This window comes from Exilibacterium tricleocarpae, assembly GCF_007004655.1.
GTDB classification, from domain to species: domain Bacteria; phylum Pseudomonadota; class Gammaproteobacteria; order Pseudomonadales; family Cellvibrionaceae; genus Exilibacterium; species Exilibacterium tricleocarpae.
Map to the genome: position 1 here is coordinate 45774 of NZ_ML660101.1, position 18447 is coordinate 64220.

At 56.9% G+C, this 18447-nt stretch carries 16 protein-coding genes; 11 read left to right on the top strand and 5 right to left on the bottom strand.

The window, feature by feature from the left end; translation table 11 throughout:
- Positions 1–940 precede the first annotated feature (940 nt).
- Together FKG94_RS20465 and FKG94_RS20470 are read left to right on the top strand one after the other, a co-directional pair.
- Positions 941–1615 carry an AfsR/SARP family transcriptional regulator gene (locus FKG94_RS20465; RefSeq protein WP_179957739.1) on the top strand — a complete coding sequence of 225 codons (675 nt, stop codon included), beginning with the start codon at positions 941–943 and terminating at the stop codon, positions 1613–1615.
- A 207-nt stretch (positions 1616–1822) separates the two neighbouring features.
- Complete coding sequence (locus tag FKG94_RS20470; protein ID WP_142928808.1) at positions 1823–2074, top strand: YheV family putative zinc ribbon protein; 252 nt, start codon at positions 1823–1825, stop codon at positions 2072–2074.
- Between the two features lie 39 nt (positions 2075–2113).
- Here the strand turns inward: FKG94_RS20470 and FKG94_RS20475 are convergent, their stop codons facing one another.
- Complete coding sequence (locus FKG94_RS20475; RefSeq protein ID WP_142928809.1) at positions 2114–2788, bottom strand: hypothetical protein; 675 nt, start codon at positions 2786–2788, stop codon at positions 2114–2116.
- Positions 2789–2969: 181 nt separating this feature from the next.
- Positions 2970–4310 carry an MATE family efflux transporter gene (locus FKG94_RS20480; RefSeq protein ID WP_142928810.1) on the bottom strand — a complete coding sequence of 447 codons (1341 nt, stop codon included), beginning with the start codon at positions 4308–4310 and terminating at the stop codon, positions 2970–2972.
- Between the two features lie 574 nt (positions 4311–4884).
- Here FKG94_RS20480 and coxB point away from each other — a divergent pair.
- The 4 genes from coxB (at position 4885) to FKG94_RS20500 (ending at position 9264) form a co-directional block, all read left to right on the top strand.
- The gene (coxB, locus tag FKG94_RS20485) at positions 4885–6036 is read left to right on the top strand and encodes a cytochrome c oxidase subunit II (RefSeq protein WP_142928811.1); all 1152 of its coding nucleotides are present in this window, start codon (positions 4885–4887) and stop codon (positions 6034–6036) included.
- A 12-nt stretch (positions 6037–6048) separates the two neighbouring features.
- Complete coding sequence (ctaD, locus tag FKG94_RS20490) at positions 6049–7599, top strand: cytochrome c oxidase subunit I (protein ID WP_142928812.1); 1551 nt, start codon at positions 6049–6051, stop codon at positions 7597–7599.
- 15 nt (positions 7600–7614) lie between these two features.
- Positions 7615–8196 (top strand): cytochrome c oxidase assembly protein, encoded by a 582-nt coding sequence (locus tag FKG94_RS20495; protein ID WP_281284268.1) that lies wholly within the window; start codon positions 7615–7617, stop codon positions 8194–8196.
- Between the two features lie 150 nt (positions 8197–8346).
- Positions 8347–9264 (top strand): cytochrome c oxidase subunit 3, encoded by a 918-nt coding sequence (locus FKG94_RS20500; protein WP_142928813.1) that lies wholly within the window; start codon positions 8347–8349, stop codon positions 9262–9264.
- Here the strand turns inward: FKG94_RS20500 and FKG94_RS20505 are convergent.
- Positions 9245–9523: a DUF2909 domain-containing protein gene (locus tag FKG94_RS20505; protein WP_142928814.1), complete on the bottom strand. Its 279-nt coding sequence runs from the start codon at positions 9521–9523 to the stop codon at positions 9245–9247. The two genes, FKG94_RS20500 and FKG94_RS20505, sit on opposite strands and share 20 nt — an antisense overlap.
- Before the next feature lie 45 nt (positions 9524–9568).
- On the opposite strand from FKG94_RS20505, the gene FKG94_RS20510 reads away from it, so the two are divergent.
- Genes FKG94_RS20510 through FKG94_RS20530 form a run of 5 tightly spaced genes read left to right on the top strand, consistent with a single transcriptional unit; the run spans position 9569 to position 13933 of the window.
- Entirely contained in the window at positions 9569–10345 is a 777-nt protein-coding gene (locus tag FKG94_RS20510; protein WP_142928815.1) for an SURF1 family protein, read from the top strand.
- Positions 10346–10356: 11 nt separating this feature from the next.
- Positions 10357–11019: a thioredoxin domain-containing protein gene (locus FKG94_RS20515; RefSeq protein ID WP_142928816.1), complete on the top strand. Its 663-nt coding sequence runs from the start codon at positions 10357–10359 to the stop codon at positions 11017–11019.
- A gap of 58 nt (positions 11020–11077) precedes the next feature.
- Positions 11078–12319: a COX15/CtaA family protein gene (locus FKG94_RS20520; protein ID WP_142928817.1), complete on the top strand. Its 1242-nt coding sequence runs from the start codon at positions 11078–11080 to the stop codon at positions 12317–12319.
- Positions 12319–13242, top strand: a complete 924-nt coding sequence (cyoE, locus tag FKG94_RS20525; RefSeq protein WP_142928818.1) for a heme o synthase — start codon at positions 12319–12321, stop codon at positions 13240–13242. The genes FKG94_RS20520 and cyoE overlap by 1 nt, the downstream gene beginning before the upstream one ends.
- Before the next feature lie 4 nt (positions 13243–13246).
- Complete coding sequence (locus FKG94_RS20530; protein WP_142928819.1) at positions 13247–13933, top strand: SCO family protein; 687 nt, start codon at positions 13247–13249, stop codon at positions 13931–13933.
- Between the two features lie 132 nt (positions 13934–14065).
- Here FKG94_RS20530 and FKG94_RS20535 read toward each other — a convergent pair whose 3' ends face one another.
- Positions 14066–17137: an efflux RND transporter permease subunit gene (locus tag FKG94_RS20535; RefSeq protein ID WP_142928820.1), complete on the bottom strand. Its 3072-nt coding sequence runs from the start codon at positions 17135–17137 to the stop codon at positions 14066–14068.
- A gap of 95 nt (positions 17138–17232) precedes the next feature.
- Positions 17233–18306 carry an efflux RND transporter periplasmic adaptor subunit gene (locus FKG94_RS20540; protein ID WP_142928821.1) on the bottom strand — a complete coding sequence of 358 codons (1074 nt, stop codon included), beginning with the start codon at positions 18304–18306 and terminating at the stop codon, positions 17233–17235.
- Positions 18307–18447 lie beyond the last annotated feature (141 nt).

The window sequence follows — 18447 nt, forward strand, 5'->3', positions numbered from 1 at the left end:
AACTTGTTCACAACTATGCGATAAAAATTGCCGCTTGAGCGCCGATTTTTGATGGCGTTTATAGTGCTGTATTATGCATCCATGAAGATCATAGCTGCTCTACAGAGAACCTAATCATTGTGCTCGCAGCTGTGCGATTATAGTAGCCGTCTGAGCACCGATTTTTTGATGGAGTTTACAATGTTGTGTTACGCCTTCGTGAAGGTCACAATTGCTTTACAGAAAACCTAATCATTGTGCTCGCAGCTGTGCGATTATAGTAGCCGCCTGAGCACCGATTTTTTGATGGCGTTTACAATGTTGTGTTACGCCCTCGTGAAGGTCACAATTGCTTTACAGAAAACCTAATCATTGTGCTCGCAGCTGTGCGATTATAGTAGCCGCCTGAGCACCGATTTTTTGATGGCGTTTACAATGTTGTGTTACGCCTTCGTGAAGGTCACAGTTGCTTTACAGAAAACTTAATCATTTTTCTCGCAGTTGTGTGATTAAAATAGCCGCCTGAGCACCGATTTTTGATGGTGTATATAATGTTGTATTGTGCACCTGTGAAGGCCGCAGTTGCTGTACAGAAAACTTAAGGGTTTTGTTCGCAGCTATGCGATTAAAATAGTTGCCTGAACGCCGAGCTCTTTGATAATTTCCACAATGTTGTACTATACATCGGTGCAGGCACTTTAAATCCTCCAATCAAATCTGGCGTAAATCGTCGTTACTCTGACATCAACTGACCTCGCCCGGTATCCCCTGCGCCCAAGGGTAATATTTCACAACAACGGTATGATATTTATTACAGCACCTGGCGTCGCCAACGCGTAATTTGTGGGTATGAGTTCCTAAATCGCGAATCGCGGGAACAGTGCCGATTCCCGACAGGTTACCCGACCTCTTCGGGCGCAATGGAGCAGGACGGCACGAGGTCTGAGCAGGGTGTATGCCAATGGAAGTGCCGCGAATCTACCTCCTGGGAAACCTGGAGTTGCGCCGGGGGCAGCGGCGTCTGCCGGACCCGCCCAGCGAGTCCGCTAAATGGCTCCTGGCGGCTGTACTGTTGGCGCAGGGTGGGTTTCTGCACCGTTATCGACTGAGTGCGGAGTTCTGGCCGCAGTTATCGGCGGCCGCCGCGCGGTCGGCGTTTGATCGGGAGTACTGGCGGCTGCGGGAGTACTGCCGTTCTATCGGTCTCAACCCCGATGATTTCTTTTGCAGTGACAGCAACCTGATCGGCCTGGGTGTTAAGGCTCGCCACTGGCTCGATGTGGGCCAGCTCAGGCAGGCCCTGGCAGATACCGCTACCGTGGCTGCGGAGTTGGCCGGCGACGACCTGGTAGCCGCGGCCGCCGCTGCGGTGGCGCTGTATCGCGGTGACCTGTTGCAGCGCTGCTGCGACCCCTGGTGTGTTGCGCAACGCCAGTCACTGCAGATGGGCTTGTTGCACCTGCTGGAATTTTTGATGCGTGCGGCAATGGCCCGGGGTCAGTGGCGCACCGCGCTCGCCCGCGGGCGCCAGGTATTGGCCCGGGATGCCCGGCGTTCCTATATCTATGCTGAACTGGCGCAATGCCAGGCTGCCCTCGACTCGCGGCCGACTCTGGTCGCGGGGCATGCAGCTTAAGGCGGTCCCACCCGCCATCAACGTTTCACCCCTCCTGTTGTTCTTACCGCCGCTGACAGCGGCGGCTTTTTTTTGTCGGCAAAAAAGCATGATCGGGCTATAATTTTCAGTCATTCTGACTAAATTGGATGGCGGGCATGCTCTATCCCAGCCCTGCAGCCGCAGGATGACGTCAGTGGTGAATGTGGCAATGAATGGTGAGAGGTTATGACTTTCAGTAAGCAACCCCGGTTCCTGGCCGGGGCCGTCTGCCCCCGTTGTGCTGCGCAAGACAAACTCCAGGTTTATAACCAGGATGGGCGGGATATGCGCGAATGCGTCGCCTGCGGTTTTAAGGAGCAGATGAATTTTCAACCGGCAGTGCGGGAGCTGGGTACCCGGGTGAACCAGACCGAGGCGAGTATCGAGGCTGAAACCCAGGTGTTGACGTTTTCCCCGGCGGATCAAAAAAAGGATTGATTACCTGCCTTGCTGGGCCCGCCGGCTGTGAAATAGCATCTAGTGACTCAACCTTTGTTGCTTTTGGCCACTAAAGCTGAGGTTGATTGACAAGTCCTTTGCCAGGCAGGGCCAGCGCGCCAACTCTTCCGACCAACCCCGGGATTGGTGAATGTCCACGTAGGCGCGAAATGCCTTGTCTTCAAATACTTTTTCTTTATTCATCAACACTTCGACCGAGTATTGAACGACGTGATCCAGTTCGTTGGCAAAAGGCTCGCCGATCAAATAGTGGACAATGATATTGGAACGAGTCATGTCCATGGGTGCCAGCGGAATCCCACAGCGGCCGATAAAACGGTCGTTGACCTCCTCCATCAGCCGGTGCGCGAGATAAGCTTCATCGAGCATGGCGCCGAGTTCGGTATGTTCGGCGATCAGGTTTGGCGGCTGTATGAAAAAGTCCGCGGCGATATCCAACAGCGTTTGTGCATAGGCATAGATACCGGCTTCTCTGGTCAAATCAGTAATGGCTTCGATGAAGACGGGAACATGCTCGATGTAACTCTCCACGAATTGCACCAGCGCCTCGACCGCATCCTGTTTCGGCAGTTCGATCGCGTTGTGCATTGACGCCACGGCATGACGCAGCGACTTTGCCAGCCGGCCACTGGTTTTTTCCTGCTGGCGCGCGAGCGCTATGGCGTTGCGGATAGTGGTGAGTTGATCGCGCATGGTGTTGGCTGGTGGTTGACCCCACTTTTCAAAGTAAACCATAACCCGGGAAAAACAAAGGCGGGTGTAATAACGTCTTTTTATATTATTGACTATTTCTATACATAGTGGGCGATTCTATATACACGGGCTAAACCGGGCGGAGAAATAATTGTAAATGTTTGTTAAAAGCTGTCCGGGATCAAGGCGCCGGCGTGGCGGAGATGGAAAACCACGAGCGTGTGCGGGTGAGGTAGACGAACAATACCCCCATCGTCAAGCCGCGCGCGCCGTTAAAACACAAAAACGCCAGCCACAACCCGTGGTTGGCCCACGCCTGGCTGAGCCACCACACCGGGATGAACACCGCCAAGCAGGCAAACAGCATACTGTTTTGCATAGCGCCGGTCTGGCCGGCACCGATAAATATGCCGTCGAGCATATAGCTCCAGACGCTGACTAGCGGCAACAGAAGCAACCAGGTGTAGTAACGGTTCAGGGTCTGAATGATGCTGTCGATATCGCTGAACAGGCGGATGAGCGGATGTTCAAAAACATAAAACACGCCGGTAAAGCCCAGGGCAATAATCAATGACCAGAGGGTCGCTGACTTGCATACGCCCATAAATACCGCGAGGTTTTTCTCGCCGGTAGCCTTGCCCACCAGCGCCTCGGCGGCGTGGGCAAAACCGTCCAACCCGTGAGAAACCAGCAGCAGCAACTGCATCATAATGGCGTTGGCCGCCAGAAACTGGTTGCCCATGCGCGCGCCTTGCGCCGTAAAAAATGCAAACGTAAACAACAGGCAGGCAGTGCGCACGAACAACTGCCGGTTGACCCGCAGCAGGTCCCAATAGGAGGCCGGCACCACTAAATCGCGCAGGTCCACCGGTGCCGACAGCTTCACAAGATGCCGCCGGGCACACCACAGTGCCAGCCCCAGACCGCAGTAATCGGCGATGGCGGTGGCCGCGGCGGCACCGTCGCTCTGCCAGCCGAAGCCCATGATGAAAATGAAGTCGAGCACGATATTGATGCTGTTGGTGGCCACCACGACCAGCAGCGGCACCTTGGTATTCTGGCGGCCGATAAACCAACCCATAAGGGCGAAATTTGCCAGTGCCGCCGGCGCGCTGAACAGGCGAATCTGGCAGTAGCTGCGGGCCAGCTCGGCAGCCCCGGCAGCGGGGTCGATCCAGCCAACGGCGAGGGGAATGACAAGGGGTTGCAATGCGATCAACATCACGCCGAGACTCAGGGCCATGACCAGGCTGACCAGCAGCAGCCGTACACAGGCGCGGTCGTCGCCGCGCCCGACCGCCTGTGCCACCAGACTGGTGGTGCCCATGCGCAGGAAACCAAAACCCCACAACAAAAACGTTATAATGGCGGAACCGGCGGCTACCGCAGCCAGAAATACAGCGCTGTCTAGGTGGCCGAGGATTGCAGTGTCTACAATGCCTAGTAGTGGCACCGAGATATTGCTCAGAATCATCGGCCAGGCCAGTGCCAAAACCGCCCGGTTGGGGAGTGTGTTTTTCATGGCGTCGAGACGTCGAATCCGTATTGGAAAATGCCGTTAAAACGGCGACTAAAACACCTATTAAAACAAAGGCTTAACCCAAGAGGTATGCAGCGGTGGCAGTAACAAATTCATTGACTTTTGCAGTTCATTGTGGCCAGCTATGCTCCGTTATGCTTGCGACAATTTGCCGCGGTTTGTTGGTTATAACGCCTGTAAGACAATGTTTTGCCGGTATCCCGCTTAAATTTTGAGCAGGTCGCACTGGTTATATCCAGTGTGAGCGGTATTCTTGTGCTGGAAATTTGTCTGTCAGCTTCGCACAAAGCCCGCGAAAAGTATAAAAACACAGGTGTAACCTGTCTCTGGCGCGCCCGGCATGGGCGGCGGTCGTAGAGTGTCAGGTCGCAGAGTCAGTAGAAAGTCAGTAGAAAGTCAGTTAGAGAATCAGTAGAGAGTCACTAGAAGGTCAATCGACGATCAATCGAGAGAGAACCGAGAACCAACTGAAAGTCAACCGAGAGTCAATCGGAAGGTCTCGAAGCAGATTTCCCGAGAGTAAAAAAACATAATTAGCACATGGAGACGATAGGCGATGTTGAATAGAGCAAAACGGCTGTTCGCCTTACTGCTTGGCCCCGCTGTACTGATTTCGATAAGTGGTCAGTCGCTGGCGGAAGAAGTAGAGCGTTGGGGGCTCAATATGCCCCGCGGGGTGACGCCGGTGAGTCGCGAAGTCTACGATCTGCATATGCTGATCTTCTGGATTTGCGTGGTTATCGGCATCCTGGTGTTTGGGGTCATGTTTTATTCCATGATAGTGCACCGCAAATCCAGGGGTGTAAAACCGGCTAATTTTCACGAAAGTACCAAGTTGGAGATTCTCTGGACTGCCGTACCTTTCCTGATTCTGATGGGCATGGCCTGGCCCGCCACCAATACCCTGATCAAAATATATGATACCTCCGAGTCAGAGGTGGATATCCTGATTACCGGCTACCAGTGGAAATGGAAATACGAATACGTCAATCAGGATGTCAGCTTTTTCAGCAACCTCAGTACACCGGTCGAGCAGATTCGCAACCTGGCACCGAAGGACGAGGAATACCTGCTCGAGGTGGATGAGCCGGTGGTGATTCCGATTAACAAGAAAGTGCGTTTCCTGATTACCGCCAACGACGTTATCCACGCCTGGTGGGTGCCGGACCTGGCGGTAAAAAAAGACGCCATTCCGGGCTATATCAACGAAACCTGGACCTATGTGGAGGAGCCCGGGGTTTACCGCGGCCAGTGTGCCGAGTTATGTGGCAAGGACCACGGCTTTATGCCGATCGTGGTCGAAGCGCTGCCCGAGGCTGAATATGAGCAGTGGCTGGCCGGCAAGCGCCAGGAGGCGGCCAAACTGCGCGAGCTGACCAATCAGACCTTCAGCTTCGATGAACTCTACGAGAAGGGCGAGCAGGTCTACCTGGCGGCGTGTGCCGCCTGCCACCAGGCCAACGGCCAGGGCGTGCCGCCGACCTTCCCGGCCATCGCCGGCAGCGCTTACGCCACCGGCCCGATTGCCAACCATCTCAGCATAATCGTCAACGGCAGCCCCACCAACCCGGCCATGCGCGCTTTTGACGGCGAGCTGAGCGAGGTGGATATCGCCGCGGTGGTGACCTATCAGCGCAATGCGTTCAATAACAATATGGGGGACAGCGTTCAGCCCATTGATATTCTAAAATTCAAGCAAGGTCAGTAGAGGAGGTAGGCAATGGCACACGGTCCCGCAACAGGCTTAAGCCGGTGGATGTTTACCACCAATCACAAAGACATAGGAACCATGTACCTGTGGTTCAGTTTCGCCATGTTCCTGCTTGGCGGCGTATTTGCCCTGGTAATACGCGCCGAACTGTTTGAGCCCGGCCTGCAGATTGTCGAGCCGAATTTCTTTAACCAGATGACCACCATGCACGGCCTGATCATGGTGTTCGGGGCGGTGATGCCCGCGTTTGTCGGGCTCGCCAACTGGATGATCCCGATGATGATCGGCGCGCCGGATATGGCGTTGCCCCGCATGAATAACTGGAGCTTCTGGATTCTACCCTTCGCTTTCGCGATGCTCACCGCCACACTGTTTATGGAAGGCGGCGCCCCTAACTTCGGCTGGACGTTTTATGCGCCACTGTCCACCACTTACGCGCCGCCGAGCGTCACCTTCTTTATCTTTGCCGTCCATATCATGGGCGCCAGTTCCATTATGGGGTCGATCAATATCATCGCCACCATTTTGAATATGCGCGCACCGGGCATGACGCTGATGAAGATGCCGCTGTTCGTGTGGACCTGGTTGATTACCGCCTACCTGCTGATCGCCGTGATGCCGGTGCTGGCCGGGGTGGTCACCATGATGCTGATGGATATCCACTTTGGCACCAGCTTCTTCGATGCCGCCGGCGGCGGTGACCCGGTGCTGTTTCAGCATATATTCTGGTTCTTCGGGCACCCCGAAGTCTACATCATGATTCTGCCGGCGTTTGGTGTGGTCAGTGCCATTATCCCCACCTTCGCCCGCAAACCGCTGTTCGGTTACGCCTCGATGGTCTACGCCACCGCCTCCATCGCCTTTCTCAGCTTTATTGTCTGGGCCCACCATATGTTCACCGTGGGTATGCCACTGGCCGGTGAATTGTTCTTTATGTACGCGACCATGTTGATTGCGGTGCCCACCGGGGTGAAGGTGTTCAATTGGGTGACCACCATGTTCAAGGGTGCGATGACCTTTGAAACGCCGATGTTGTTTTCCATCGCCTTCGTAATCCTGTTTACTATAGGCGGTTTCTCCGGCCTGATGCTGGCCATCGCGCCGGCGGATTTCCAGTATCACGACACCTACTTTGTGGTGGCGCATTTCCACTATGTGCTGGTGCCCGGTGCGATCTTCTCCATTACCGCCGCGGTGTACTACTGGCTGCCGAAGTGGTGCGGCAATATGTACAACGAAACCATGGGCAAGACGCATTTCTGGTTGGCGTTCCTGGGCCTTAACCTGACGTTCTTCCCCATGCACTTTGTCGGCCTGGCGGGCATGCCGCGGCGAATTCCGGACTACTCCCTGCAGTTTGCCGATTTCAATATGATCGCCAGTTGCGGCGCCTTCCTGTTTGGCGCCGCGCAGATACTGTTTTTGTTTAACGTAATCGCCACTATCCGCGGCGGCAAAAAAGCGACCGCCGAAGTGTGGGAAAATCCGGAAGGCCTGGAGTGGACGGTTGCCTCTCCGGCCCCTTATCACACGTTCAGCGTGCCGCCGGACGTGAAATAAATCGAGGCATTGATCGTGAAAAACCTCTTGCCGATCGACCCCACCACCCGTGTCAGTTTAAAACTGGCCGGCGTAGTGGTGGGTATGTTTGCTTTTGCCGTGTGGGTAATGCCGCCCCTGTACGACCTGTTTTGCGAAGTGACCGGCCTCAACGGTAAGACCGGCGGCCAGTACGAGGCGGTGGAAGTCAAAGTGGATACCAGCCGCACGGTCACTGTGCAGTTTGTCGTCACTAAAAATGAGAGCATGCCCTGGGAATTTAAACCCAAAGTCGGCAGCATCAAAGTACACCCCGGTGAAGAAGTGGAAATGAGTTATATGGCCCGCAATCTCACCGGCACCGGTATGGTGGCCCAGGCGATCCCGAGTGTGGTGCCTTTTAAAGCGGCGCAGTATTTCCACAAAACCGAATGTTTTTGTTTTAATCAACAACCGTTGCAGGGCGGCGACAGCGCCGATCTACCCCTGCGGTTTATTGTCGATCAGGATGTGCCGAAGCAGGTGCATACGATCACCCTGTCCTACACGCTGTTCGATGTGACCGAGCAGAAGCGGGACCTTTTGGCCGGCCTGGCCGGCGCTGCTGCCGGGCCCTGAGCGGTGGTGGTGAGGTTTGGCGGTTGCGAGTGGTATCAATGCTTTACAGCCAAGGCTTCGTAGCTGAGGTTTCATAGTTAACGTCGTATAAACAACGTGTATAAATAAAAAGTCTGCAATGATAATTAAGAATTAGACGGGGAATGAAAGATGGCAAGTGAAGGCACCTATTACGTACCTGAGCAGAGTAAGCTACCGATTCTGGCTTCGCTCGGGTTGTTCCTGACCGTATTTGGCGCTGCCAGTTGGTTGAACGGTAATGACAGTGGGCCTACAGTGTTCTTCTGTGGTGGCGTGCTGTTCGCCTATGTGCTGTGGGTCTGGTTCTCGACGGTCATTAGCGAGAACATGGCCGGGCTCAACGACGCCCAGCTAAAGCGTTCCTACGTGTGGGGTATGGGCTGGTTTATCTTCTCCGAAGTGATGTTTTTTGCCGCGTTTTTTGGCGCGCTCTGGTATGTACGCAACCTGGCCCTGCCCTGGCTCGGCGGTGAGGGGGACGGCGCGGCCACCAACGAATTTCTCTGGAAAGGCTTTGAGAATACCTGGCCGCTGATGACCACACCGGACATGGCCGTCAACGGCGATGCCGCCAGAGTGACGGGGCCGGAGCAAAGCATGAGCTTCTCCCAGGTGGACTCCATCTGGACCTGGCTGCCGTTTTGGAACACGGTGATCCTGTTGACCTCGAGTGTTACCGTGCATTTTGCCCATACCGCGCTGAAAAACGCCAAGCGCAGCGCCTTCAATAGCTGGTTGGGGTTGACGGTATTGCTGGGTATTATCTTCCTGGTGTTGCAGGTGTGGGAGTATATCCACGCCTATAACGACCTGGGCCTGACGCTGCAGTCCGGTATCTACGGCACCACGTTTTTTATGCTGACAGGTTTCCATGGCGCCCACGTAACCCTGGGCACCTTTATGCTACTGGTGATGTTTCTGCGCTCGGTCCTTAAGGGTCACTTCAAGCACGACGACTGTTTTGGTTTTGAGTCCGCCAGTTGGTATTGGCACTTTGTCGATGTGGTCTGGGTGGGTCTGTTTATTTTCATTTATATTCTTGGTTGACGGCGTCGGGTTCGGTGGTATCGGGGGCGCTGTTGGTGGCGGGGCCCCGATCCCAGGGGGCCTGGCTGCCCAACTGGCCGGTGTAGATGCCGTAGAAAATACTGAGCATCAGCAGGGCGGCCAGGGTGATGCGGATGCCCAGGGCGTAGAGCGTGCGCCGCGACTGTGACCCCATATCTTTCAGTAAAAACACCAGCGCGCTGCTCAAACTGGCGAGGATAGCCAGAAACAGCACCACGATAATAATTTTCAGCCACATAATCCTGTTGAGTTCCCGCGAGATTTACATGCCAGTTGTATTGTTATGAGAGTTCCCGGTCGCACACAGTTTACGCTTGAGTTCAACTGGAAGATCACCCTGGTGACGGTGCTTTTCCTGCCGGTGCTGATTGGTCTGGGCTTTTGGCAACTCGACCGGGCGGAAGAGAAGCGCCAGATTATCGGGGCGTTCGAGCAGCGCCTGAACCTGCCCCCGGTCGATGTCGACACCCAGGACGATGCTTACGCGCTGCAAAGTCACCAAGCGGTTACTCTAACAGGCAGTTTCAACCAACAGCAATGGTTTCTTTTGGACAATCGCGTGCGCCGCGGCCAGGCGGGGTTCGAGGTGCTGGTGCCTTTTTACACCAGTGAGGGCAAATGGATCATCGTCAACCGCGGCTGGGTCAAGGCCAATGCACTGCGCACCGATCTGCCCGAAGTGGAGTTTCCCGCGGGAGAGGTCACTATCAGGGGGCGCTTACGGTTGGTGCAGGGCGACCTGGTGTTGAGCGACGATGTGGCGGAGGGCGACGGCTGGCCGCGGATCGTGCAGACCGAACGGGTGCTGATACTGAATCGGCTGCTGGAGGATTTCGACCATACACTCTGGCGTTTCAGCGTGCGTATCGACGCCGACGATCCGGCCGCCCTGGAGGCGGGCTGGCCGCTGATCAACACCTCGCCGGCCAAACATATCGGTTATGCCGTGCAGTGGTTTGCGCTGGCGGCGGCGCTGTTGGTGTTGCTGGTATTCGCCAATACCAATCTTTGGGCGGTGCTGTCCAGCCGTGGCGGCAAAACCACCGCCGACCAGGCATAGGGGGGATGACCTTGGCTAAATCGCAGCAGGCTAAATCACCGATGTCCGATGCGCCGGGGTCGACGGCCCCGCCGACTGCCGGTCGCTGGCAGGGCTGGCTGATCATCGGTCTGCTGGTGGCGGGCATGGTACTGGCTTACTTGGTCTTCCCGCGCACCGCCGAGGACCGTCGCCAACTGCTATCGCTGCTGGGGACCAGCAACAAGGGTGAGCTGATGGTGCCGCCGCGGCAAATTCAGGATGTCTCGCTGCAATATGCCGACGGCCGGCCCTGGCAACTGGCCGAGCAGGCCGGCCGCTGGCGTCTGGTGCTGCCGGTAGCGGGGGATTGCAGCGACGGCAACTGCGCGCACCTGCTGTACACCGCGCGCCAGGTCCACACCCGCCTGGCGGAAAAATCCCCCCGGGTCGAGCGCCTGCTGGTGAATGTGGGACCACCGTTTAGCGACGCTTTCCAGCGCCGGTTGCGTGACGAGTATCCGGGTATGAAGCTGCTGCGCGCAGAGCCGGGAGCCCTGGCAGCCCTGTTAGCCGAGGGTGCGGTTAACCCCGGTGAGCGCCTGTATATAATGGACCCGGCCGGCTTTGTGATGATGGCCTATGGGCGCGAGCATCCCGGGGGGGATATGCTGACGGATATCAAGCGCCTGCTGAAATACTCGCGCGAGAACTAGTGCGCGACTGGCTATTCATACCGGCCATTCATTCCGATAACCAAAGACCAAGATTTTTATGCAAACCAAGCCTTTATCCGGATATCGACTGGTACTCCTGGCCATTGTCTGCGCAGCGCTGGTGGTGGTGTTGGGCGCTTTTACCCGCCTGGTACACGCCGGCCTCGGTTGTCCAGACTGGCCCACCTGTTACGGTCATCTGTGGATTCCCACCAGCGCCGCCGATATCGAAGCTGCCAACTTGAAGTTTGCCGACACCCCGGTGGAAACCGATAAGACCTGGCCAGAGCAGCTCCACCGGGCATTTGCCTCCTCCCTGGGGCTGCTGTGCCTGGCACTGGTGGTGGTGGCCGTCAGGCGCCTCTATCGCGAGGGCCTGCAACCGCGCGCCGCCGGTGGCTGGGTGTCGATGGCGGTGTTGCTGGCTTTTCTGGTGGTGGCGACGGTGATTCGCGCCCTGGCCGGCGATGCTGTGGATGTCTATTTATGGCCATTGCTGGCGCTCTATTTTTTAAATATCGCCAGAGTCGGGTGGCAGTATCCGGGTCACGGTCCCCTCAAGCTGCCGTTTTTAATTGGCGGTCTGGTGATATTACAGGGTCTGTTCGGTATGTGGACCGTCACGTTAAAGCTGTGGCCCCAGGTGGTGACGGCGCATCTGCTGGGCGGCTTTACTACCCTCGGTCTGTTGTGGTTGCTGGCGCAGCGCCTGGGGCGCTACCACTGGGCGCTCGGTGGTGGCGTGTTTACGGCGCTCAAGGGCCTGCGGGGTTTAGCGCTGGCTGCCATGGCAGTGGTGTTTATGCAAATTGCCCTGGGGGGCTGGACCAGTGCCAACTATGCCGCCCTGGCCTGTCCGGATCTGCCCACCTGCCAGGGTTACTGGTGGCCGCCGGCGGACTTTACCCGGGGCTTCGATCTGGCCCAGCATGTGGGTCCCAATTACCTGGGCGGTCTGCTGGACAACGAAGCCAGGGTGGCCATTCACATGAGCCACAGGCTCGGCGCGGTGACGGTTTTGTTGGTACTGTCGCTGCTGATCTGGCGCCTGTGGCGTCTGCAGGAGCCCCGGGTTCGCGTAATGGCCGGGGTTATCGGCGGAATATTGGCACTGCAAATTCTTTTGGGCCTCAGCAATATCATATGGGCGTTGCCTTTATCGGTGGCGGTTGCCCATAATGGGGGCGGCGCGCTGCTGCTGCTGGCCCTGGTGACGCTCAACCACCGTATTTTTACCGCCAGCACCGAGCCCGAACCGGGCGCGGTAGTTGAGCCTGCTAACGAGGAGAGATCGGGCTGATGGCCAAAATCGATTCGGATTCCCTGCCGGTACAACCGGCCACCTGGCGCGACTACTACCAACTGTGCAAGCCCGGCGTGGTCGCGCTGATGATTCTCACATCGCTGATCGGCATGTTGCTGGCCACTCCGGGTATTGTGCCCCTCGATATCCTGATTATCGGCAATCTGGGGATCGCCCTGTGCGCCGGTTCCGCCGCAGCGATCAATCACCTGGTGGACCGGCATGTCGACCAGAAAATGGCGCGCACGTTCAACCGGCCGGTGGCCAGGGGACGGGTGGAGCCGATGCAGGCGGCGTTTTTTGCGCTGGTGATCGGTGTGTTGGGTATGGCGCTGTTGATCGTGTTCGTCAATTCGCTTACCGCCTGGTTGACGCTCGCATCGCTGCTCGGTTACGCCGTGGTTTACACGCTGTTTCTAAAGCGCGCCACACCGCAGAATATCGTGATCGGCGGTATCGCCGGCGCGGCGCCGCCGCTGTTGGGGTGGACCGCGGTGACCGGCGAAATCCACGGTCACGGGCTGTTGCTGGTGTTGATTATTTTTGCCTGGACGCCGCCGCATTTTTGGGCCCTGGCCGTGCACCGCAAAGACGAGTATGCCAATGCGGATATTCCCATGTTGCCGGTGACCCACGGTGTGCACTACACCAAGGTTCATATTCTGCTGTATACCCTGATCCTGATTGCGGTAACATTATTGCCGTTTGCCACCGGCATGCTCAACTGGCTGTACCTGCTGGGCGCCGTGGTGCTGGGGGCGGGCTTTCTCTATTGGGCGCTGGTGTTGCTGTTCGGCAGCCAACCCAATGCCGGTATGGATACCTTCAGGTACTCCATCGTTTACCTGATGGCATTGTTTGTCATTATGCTGTTGGACCACTACCTGTTACCTGTGACTCAACCCTTCGACCTGGGCTGATAAAATGACAGATTCGAGTGTGATTACCGCCGCCGCCGATACCCGCAGCCTGGAGGAGGGCCGCCGGCGGGGTGTGCGTTTTACCGTGGTGATACTGGTGGCTTTTATCGCCACCGTGCTGGGCCTGTTTTACAATAAATTCACCTCGCCGAGAGTGCTGTCGGCGACGGATTTGCGTGTCAACGGCGCTTTCGAGTTTGACAAGCCGCGCATCTTTAAAGACTTTCAACTGACCGACCACCGCGGCCAGGCGTTTTCCCTCGCCAACCTCCAGGACAAATGGACACTGATGTTTTTCGGTTTTACCTATTGTCCGGATATCTGTCCCACCACCATGGCGACGCTCAACGAGCTGGTAGGCACTCTCGATGAAAAGATTCTCGACAATACCCAGGTGGTGTTGGTATCGGTGGACCCGGCGCGGGATACCGTAGATAAACTGGCGCAGTATGTCCCTTACTTCAATGAGGACTTTATCGGCCTGACCGGCGAATTCTTGCAGATCAAACGCCTCGCCACCCAGCTCAATATCGCCTTTAACAAGGTCACGCTCGAGGATACCTACACGGTGGACCACAGTGCCAACGTGGTGCTGATCAATCCCAAAGGCCATTACCATGGTTTTTTCAAACCGCCCCTGGATATTGCGCGCCTGAAGCTCACCTATCAATCGATGGTAACGGCTTTCTAAGCGCCTGCGCTCAGGTCGCCGGTTCGGAATACGGTAGTCTCGCAGCACTGTGAAGCGTTTTTTGAGGTTCGCGCCGATAAATAAAACCGCAGTGCCCTGGACTCAGGCGAGAAAACCCTCGGCGCTACCCCGTTACGATAGCGCTGTCCGGCCCGGTGCCTCCCCGGCCCGGATATTGAAAAAGATCGCATAGAGCACCGGCACCACCACCAGCGTCAGCGCGGTGGCAAAGCTCAGCCCGAATACCAGAACCACCGCCATCGACTGGAAGAAGGCGTCGAAAAACAGCGGCACCACACCCAGTACCGTGGTCAGGGCGCCCATCATCACCGGGCGAACCCGACTGGCTGCCGCCTCCACCACGGCCTGGTAGCGCGGCTTGCCCTCGTTGATTTCGAGATCCGTCTGGTCCACAAGCACAATGGCGTTCTTGATCAGCAGGCCAGACAGCGACAATATTCCCAGGATGCCCATAAACTCGAGTGGGAACTGTGTGATCACCAATCCCACCACCACGCCGATCAGCGCCAGTGGCACCACCAGCCAGATCACCAGCGGCTGGCGCACTTTGCCAAATAGAACAAATACGATAAGCACCATTGCCAGCAGGCCCAGCGGCAGGGTCGAGGCGAGGTTGTCATTGGCTTCCTTCGAGTCGCCGTATTCGCCGTCCCACTCCAGTGTGTAGCCATCCGGCAGAGGTATTGCCTCGATGGCCGGGCGGATGCGGCCGTGCAGTTGCGACGCCAGTTCATCGGGATAGGGATCGGATTGCGCCTTGATGGTCCAGACCCGGTCTTCACGCCGCAGCCGGCCGTCGCGCCAGATCGTTTTGAAGCCGTCGGTTACCTGGCCGATAGGAACGGTTTTGCCGGTGCTGGAACTCAGCACCTGGACGTTTTCGATATCGCTGACGCCGACCCGCTCCGCTGCCGGCGCCCGGGCAATTATAGGCAAGAGGTCATTGTCCTCCCGATAGACGCCCACCGAGCGGCCGGAAAAATTGGTCTGCAAGGCAGCCGCCAGATCTTCCCGGGAGACACCGGCCCGGCGCCCGCTGGTCTCTGAGTATACCGGCTCGATCACGCTTACCGGCTGGCGCCAGTTGTCCTTGATCGACAGCGCCCCGCCGTCTTTGATCATGATCGCCTTGGCCTGCTCGGCGAGTTGGCGCAATACCTTGGGATTAGGGCCTTTGAACGTTGCCTCGATTTTCGAACCGCCGCCGGGACCGAGGACAAAACGCCATACCTTGGCCTGCGCATCGGGGTAATTATCGTCTATGTGGCTTTGGATTTGCGGCATCAGCTTATCGATCTGCCGGTAGTCGTCCACCCGGGCGAGAATCTGTGCGTAGGCGCCGTTCGGCGATTCCGGCGGGTAAACCAGCATATAACGCAGCCCGCCGCCGCCAACCGACGTCTTGATCGTGTTGATGCCGTCAAGCTGCCCCACGAAGTCCTCCACCCGTTCGATATCCTGCTGCGTGCGGTGGATGTCAGTGCCCTCGGGCAGCCAGAAATCCACCACTATCTGCGGTGTGGTTGAGGTCGGGAAGAAACCGGACTTTACGAACTGGAAACCCCACAACGATGCCAGGAACACGCCGACGACCACCGCAACGGTCACCACCCGCCGGTTCAATGCGCCGCGCAACAATCCTTTGTAACTGCGGTAAAACGCATTGTCCGCTTGGGCATCACCCGTCGCCTCAGGCGGTGCCTTAAACAGCCAATAGCAAAACAGCGGCGTTAAGGTCACGGCAAACACCCAACTGTACAGCAGCGAAATCAGCACCACCCAAAACAGGTGGCCGGTGTACTCCGCGGTATCCCCCGGCGCAAAGCCGATCGGTGCGAAGGCGATAATGCCCACCAGGGTGCCGCCCAATAGTGGCCATTGGGTTTGACTGACGATTTTTTTGGCGATATCGAGTTTATCCAGGCCGCGTTTTACGCCCACCAAAATCCCCTCGGTGACGACAATCGCATTGTCGACCATCATCCCCAAGGCGATAATCAACGCGCCGAGAGAAATACGGTGCATCGGGATATTGACCAGATTCATGGTCGCGAGTGTGGCAAAAATGGTTAACAACAAAATCCCACCGATCACTATGGCGGATTTCAGCCCCATAAACAGGAACAATGTGACGATGACAATCACCAGCGCGGCGATTACATTTAACAAAAAATCCTGCACCGAGGCATCGACGACCTTGCCTTGGTGATAGTACTCCTGCACCTCAATACCGACGGGCCGGCGGCTGACCGAATCGGCAATTTTCATATCGACGGCGCGCCCGATTTTAGCGATGTTACTACCCAATACCCCCGCTACCCCGAGGGCGATAGCCGGTTGCCGGTTAAAGCGGAACAGCTTCTGCGGCGGTGTCTGATAGCCGCGCCAGACGTGGGCGATATCCCTGAGGTAGGTAATACGACCTTGTTCGGAAGTCGACACCAGCAGGTTTTGTATCGCCGCCACCGAATCGATAGCGCCGGACGGATCGATGATAATGCGCCGATCGTCGATAATGACATCGCCGGCGGCCACCACGGCATTCTGCTGTGCCAGGGTGTCGTAAATCGAGGAGATCGACACACCCAGTGCCGCCGCGTTTTCGCGGGATATCTCCACAAAAATCGCCTCCTGCAACTCACCGCCCAGGCTGACTTTCCCAACCCCGTCCACCTGCAGCAGCTCGCTTTGTAACTGCTTGGCATAGCGGCGCAACTCGGCCGGCGTATAGCCGGCGCCGGTGATCAGGTAGTAAATACCGTAAACATCGCCAAAGTCATCGTTGACTATCGATGTCTCCGCCCCCGGCGGTAACGATTGTTGGGCGTCGGTTACTTTGTTGCGCAGTTTGGTCCAGATCAACTGCAGGTCTGCTTTGGAGGGCGAGAACTCGTACTTGATCTCGACGGTGATTTCGGACACGCCAGCGGCGGAGACCGACTCAATCTTCTTGACTTCCTGCATCTGCTGAATCGCCCGCTCCAGGGGCTCGCTGACCTCCTCGGCCACTTCCAGCGGGCTGGCGCCGGGATACCGGGTGATCACCAGCGCCTGGCGGATGGTGAATTCCGGGTCTTCGAAACGGGGCATATGCTGGTAGGCGGACCAGCCGCCCATGGCGGTGAGAAGAATAACGATAACACTAAGTACTTTATTCCTGATGGTAAATTCAGCGAGATTCATAGGGGCTGTCCTGGCGTTTTTAGTCGCTGTTCTGTTTTTCGGATCCGCGTTGTTGGGTCCGGGCCGTTAGGTCCGGGTGCGCTTTGCGGCTGCGGCTAATCGGTCCAGGCGCGCACGGTCATACCTTCGGCGAGATAAGCTGCGCCCGCGCCGACAATGGTCTCTCCCGGCATCAGGCCCTTTGTGACCGTAACCGTCTCACCAATGCCCTGTTTCAGGGTCACCTCGCGTCTGGCGACGGTCATGGTTTCGCTGTTGAGCACCCACACGTAGTTTGCATCGCCTTCACTCATTACCGCCGGCAGTGGCACGGCTACCCGGTGTCCTTCGCCGCCGGCATTTCTGAGCGTTCTGGACAGTTCCACCGTTGCATTCATACCGGGCAAGATAAGCAGATCTTCCGGCGGCTTGAAGGTAAAGGTGACCGCGTAGGTTTGTGAGGTGGCGTCGGCCACCAGTGACGCTTCCTCAAACATTGCCTCAATCCGTGTCCCCGGTGCTGCTTCCAGCGTGACGTAGGCGATACCGGTATCCTCCTGGGCGGGTACCTGGGAGACAATGCGGGCGGGCAGATTAATTGTCACCTCCAGGCTTTCTACCGCCATCAGTCTGGCTACCAGTTGGCCGGCCTGGATGGTCTGCAGGCGCTGGACCGGTATTTGTGCCAGGGTGCCGGCAAAAGGCGCCTCTATAACGGTGTCGCCAAGGGCTTTTTCAGCGATCTCCAGGTTGGCTTTGGCAATATCGCGCTCCGACAGGCGCTGGTCGAGCATACTCTTGGCCACGGCGCCCTGTTTAGACAGGCGCAAGACTCGCTGGTACTCTTTCTCGGCGTTGTCATACTGGGCTTTGGCCGACGCCGCCTGGTTGCGAAAATCCCGCTGGTCAAGTTTCGCAATCAGTGCGCCTGCTTCGACTTCCTGGGCCTCTTTAACCGGCAGTTCCTGCAGCAGGCCACTCACCTGGAAACTCAAGTCAGTGATCTGATCCGCATCGATTACCCCCGGGAAGCGGGCCGTTTCCTGTCCGCTGGCGCCGGCAAGGGTAATCAGTTTAACCGGACGGACCTGCGCCTCCCGGGACTGCTCTGCCTCTTTGGCACCGCAGGCCATTAGCAGCACCGATGGTGCCACCAGCAAAGCCCAATACAGGAATTTACGCTTTAGCATGTGTGGGTCCTCTATGTACTATCTTACGAGGTAACGTCATTTCGGCGGGTCTGATCGACCACGCTAAATTTATGATTAAAGCTTCGATGACCGAATCGCAGCGGGTATTGTAGTTTGCAACTGATTAAATTACACACTGTT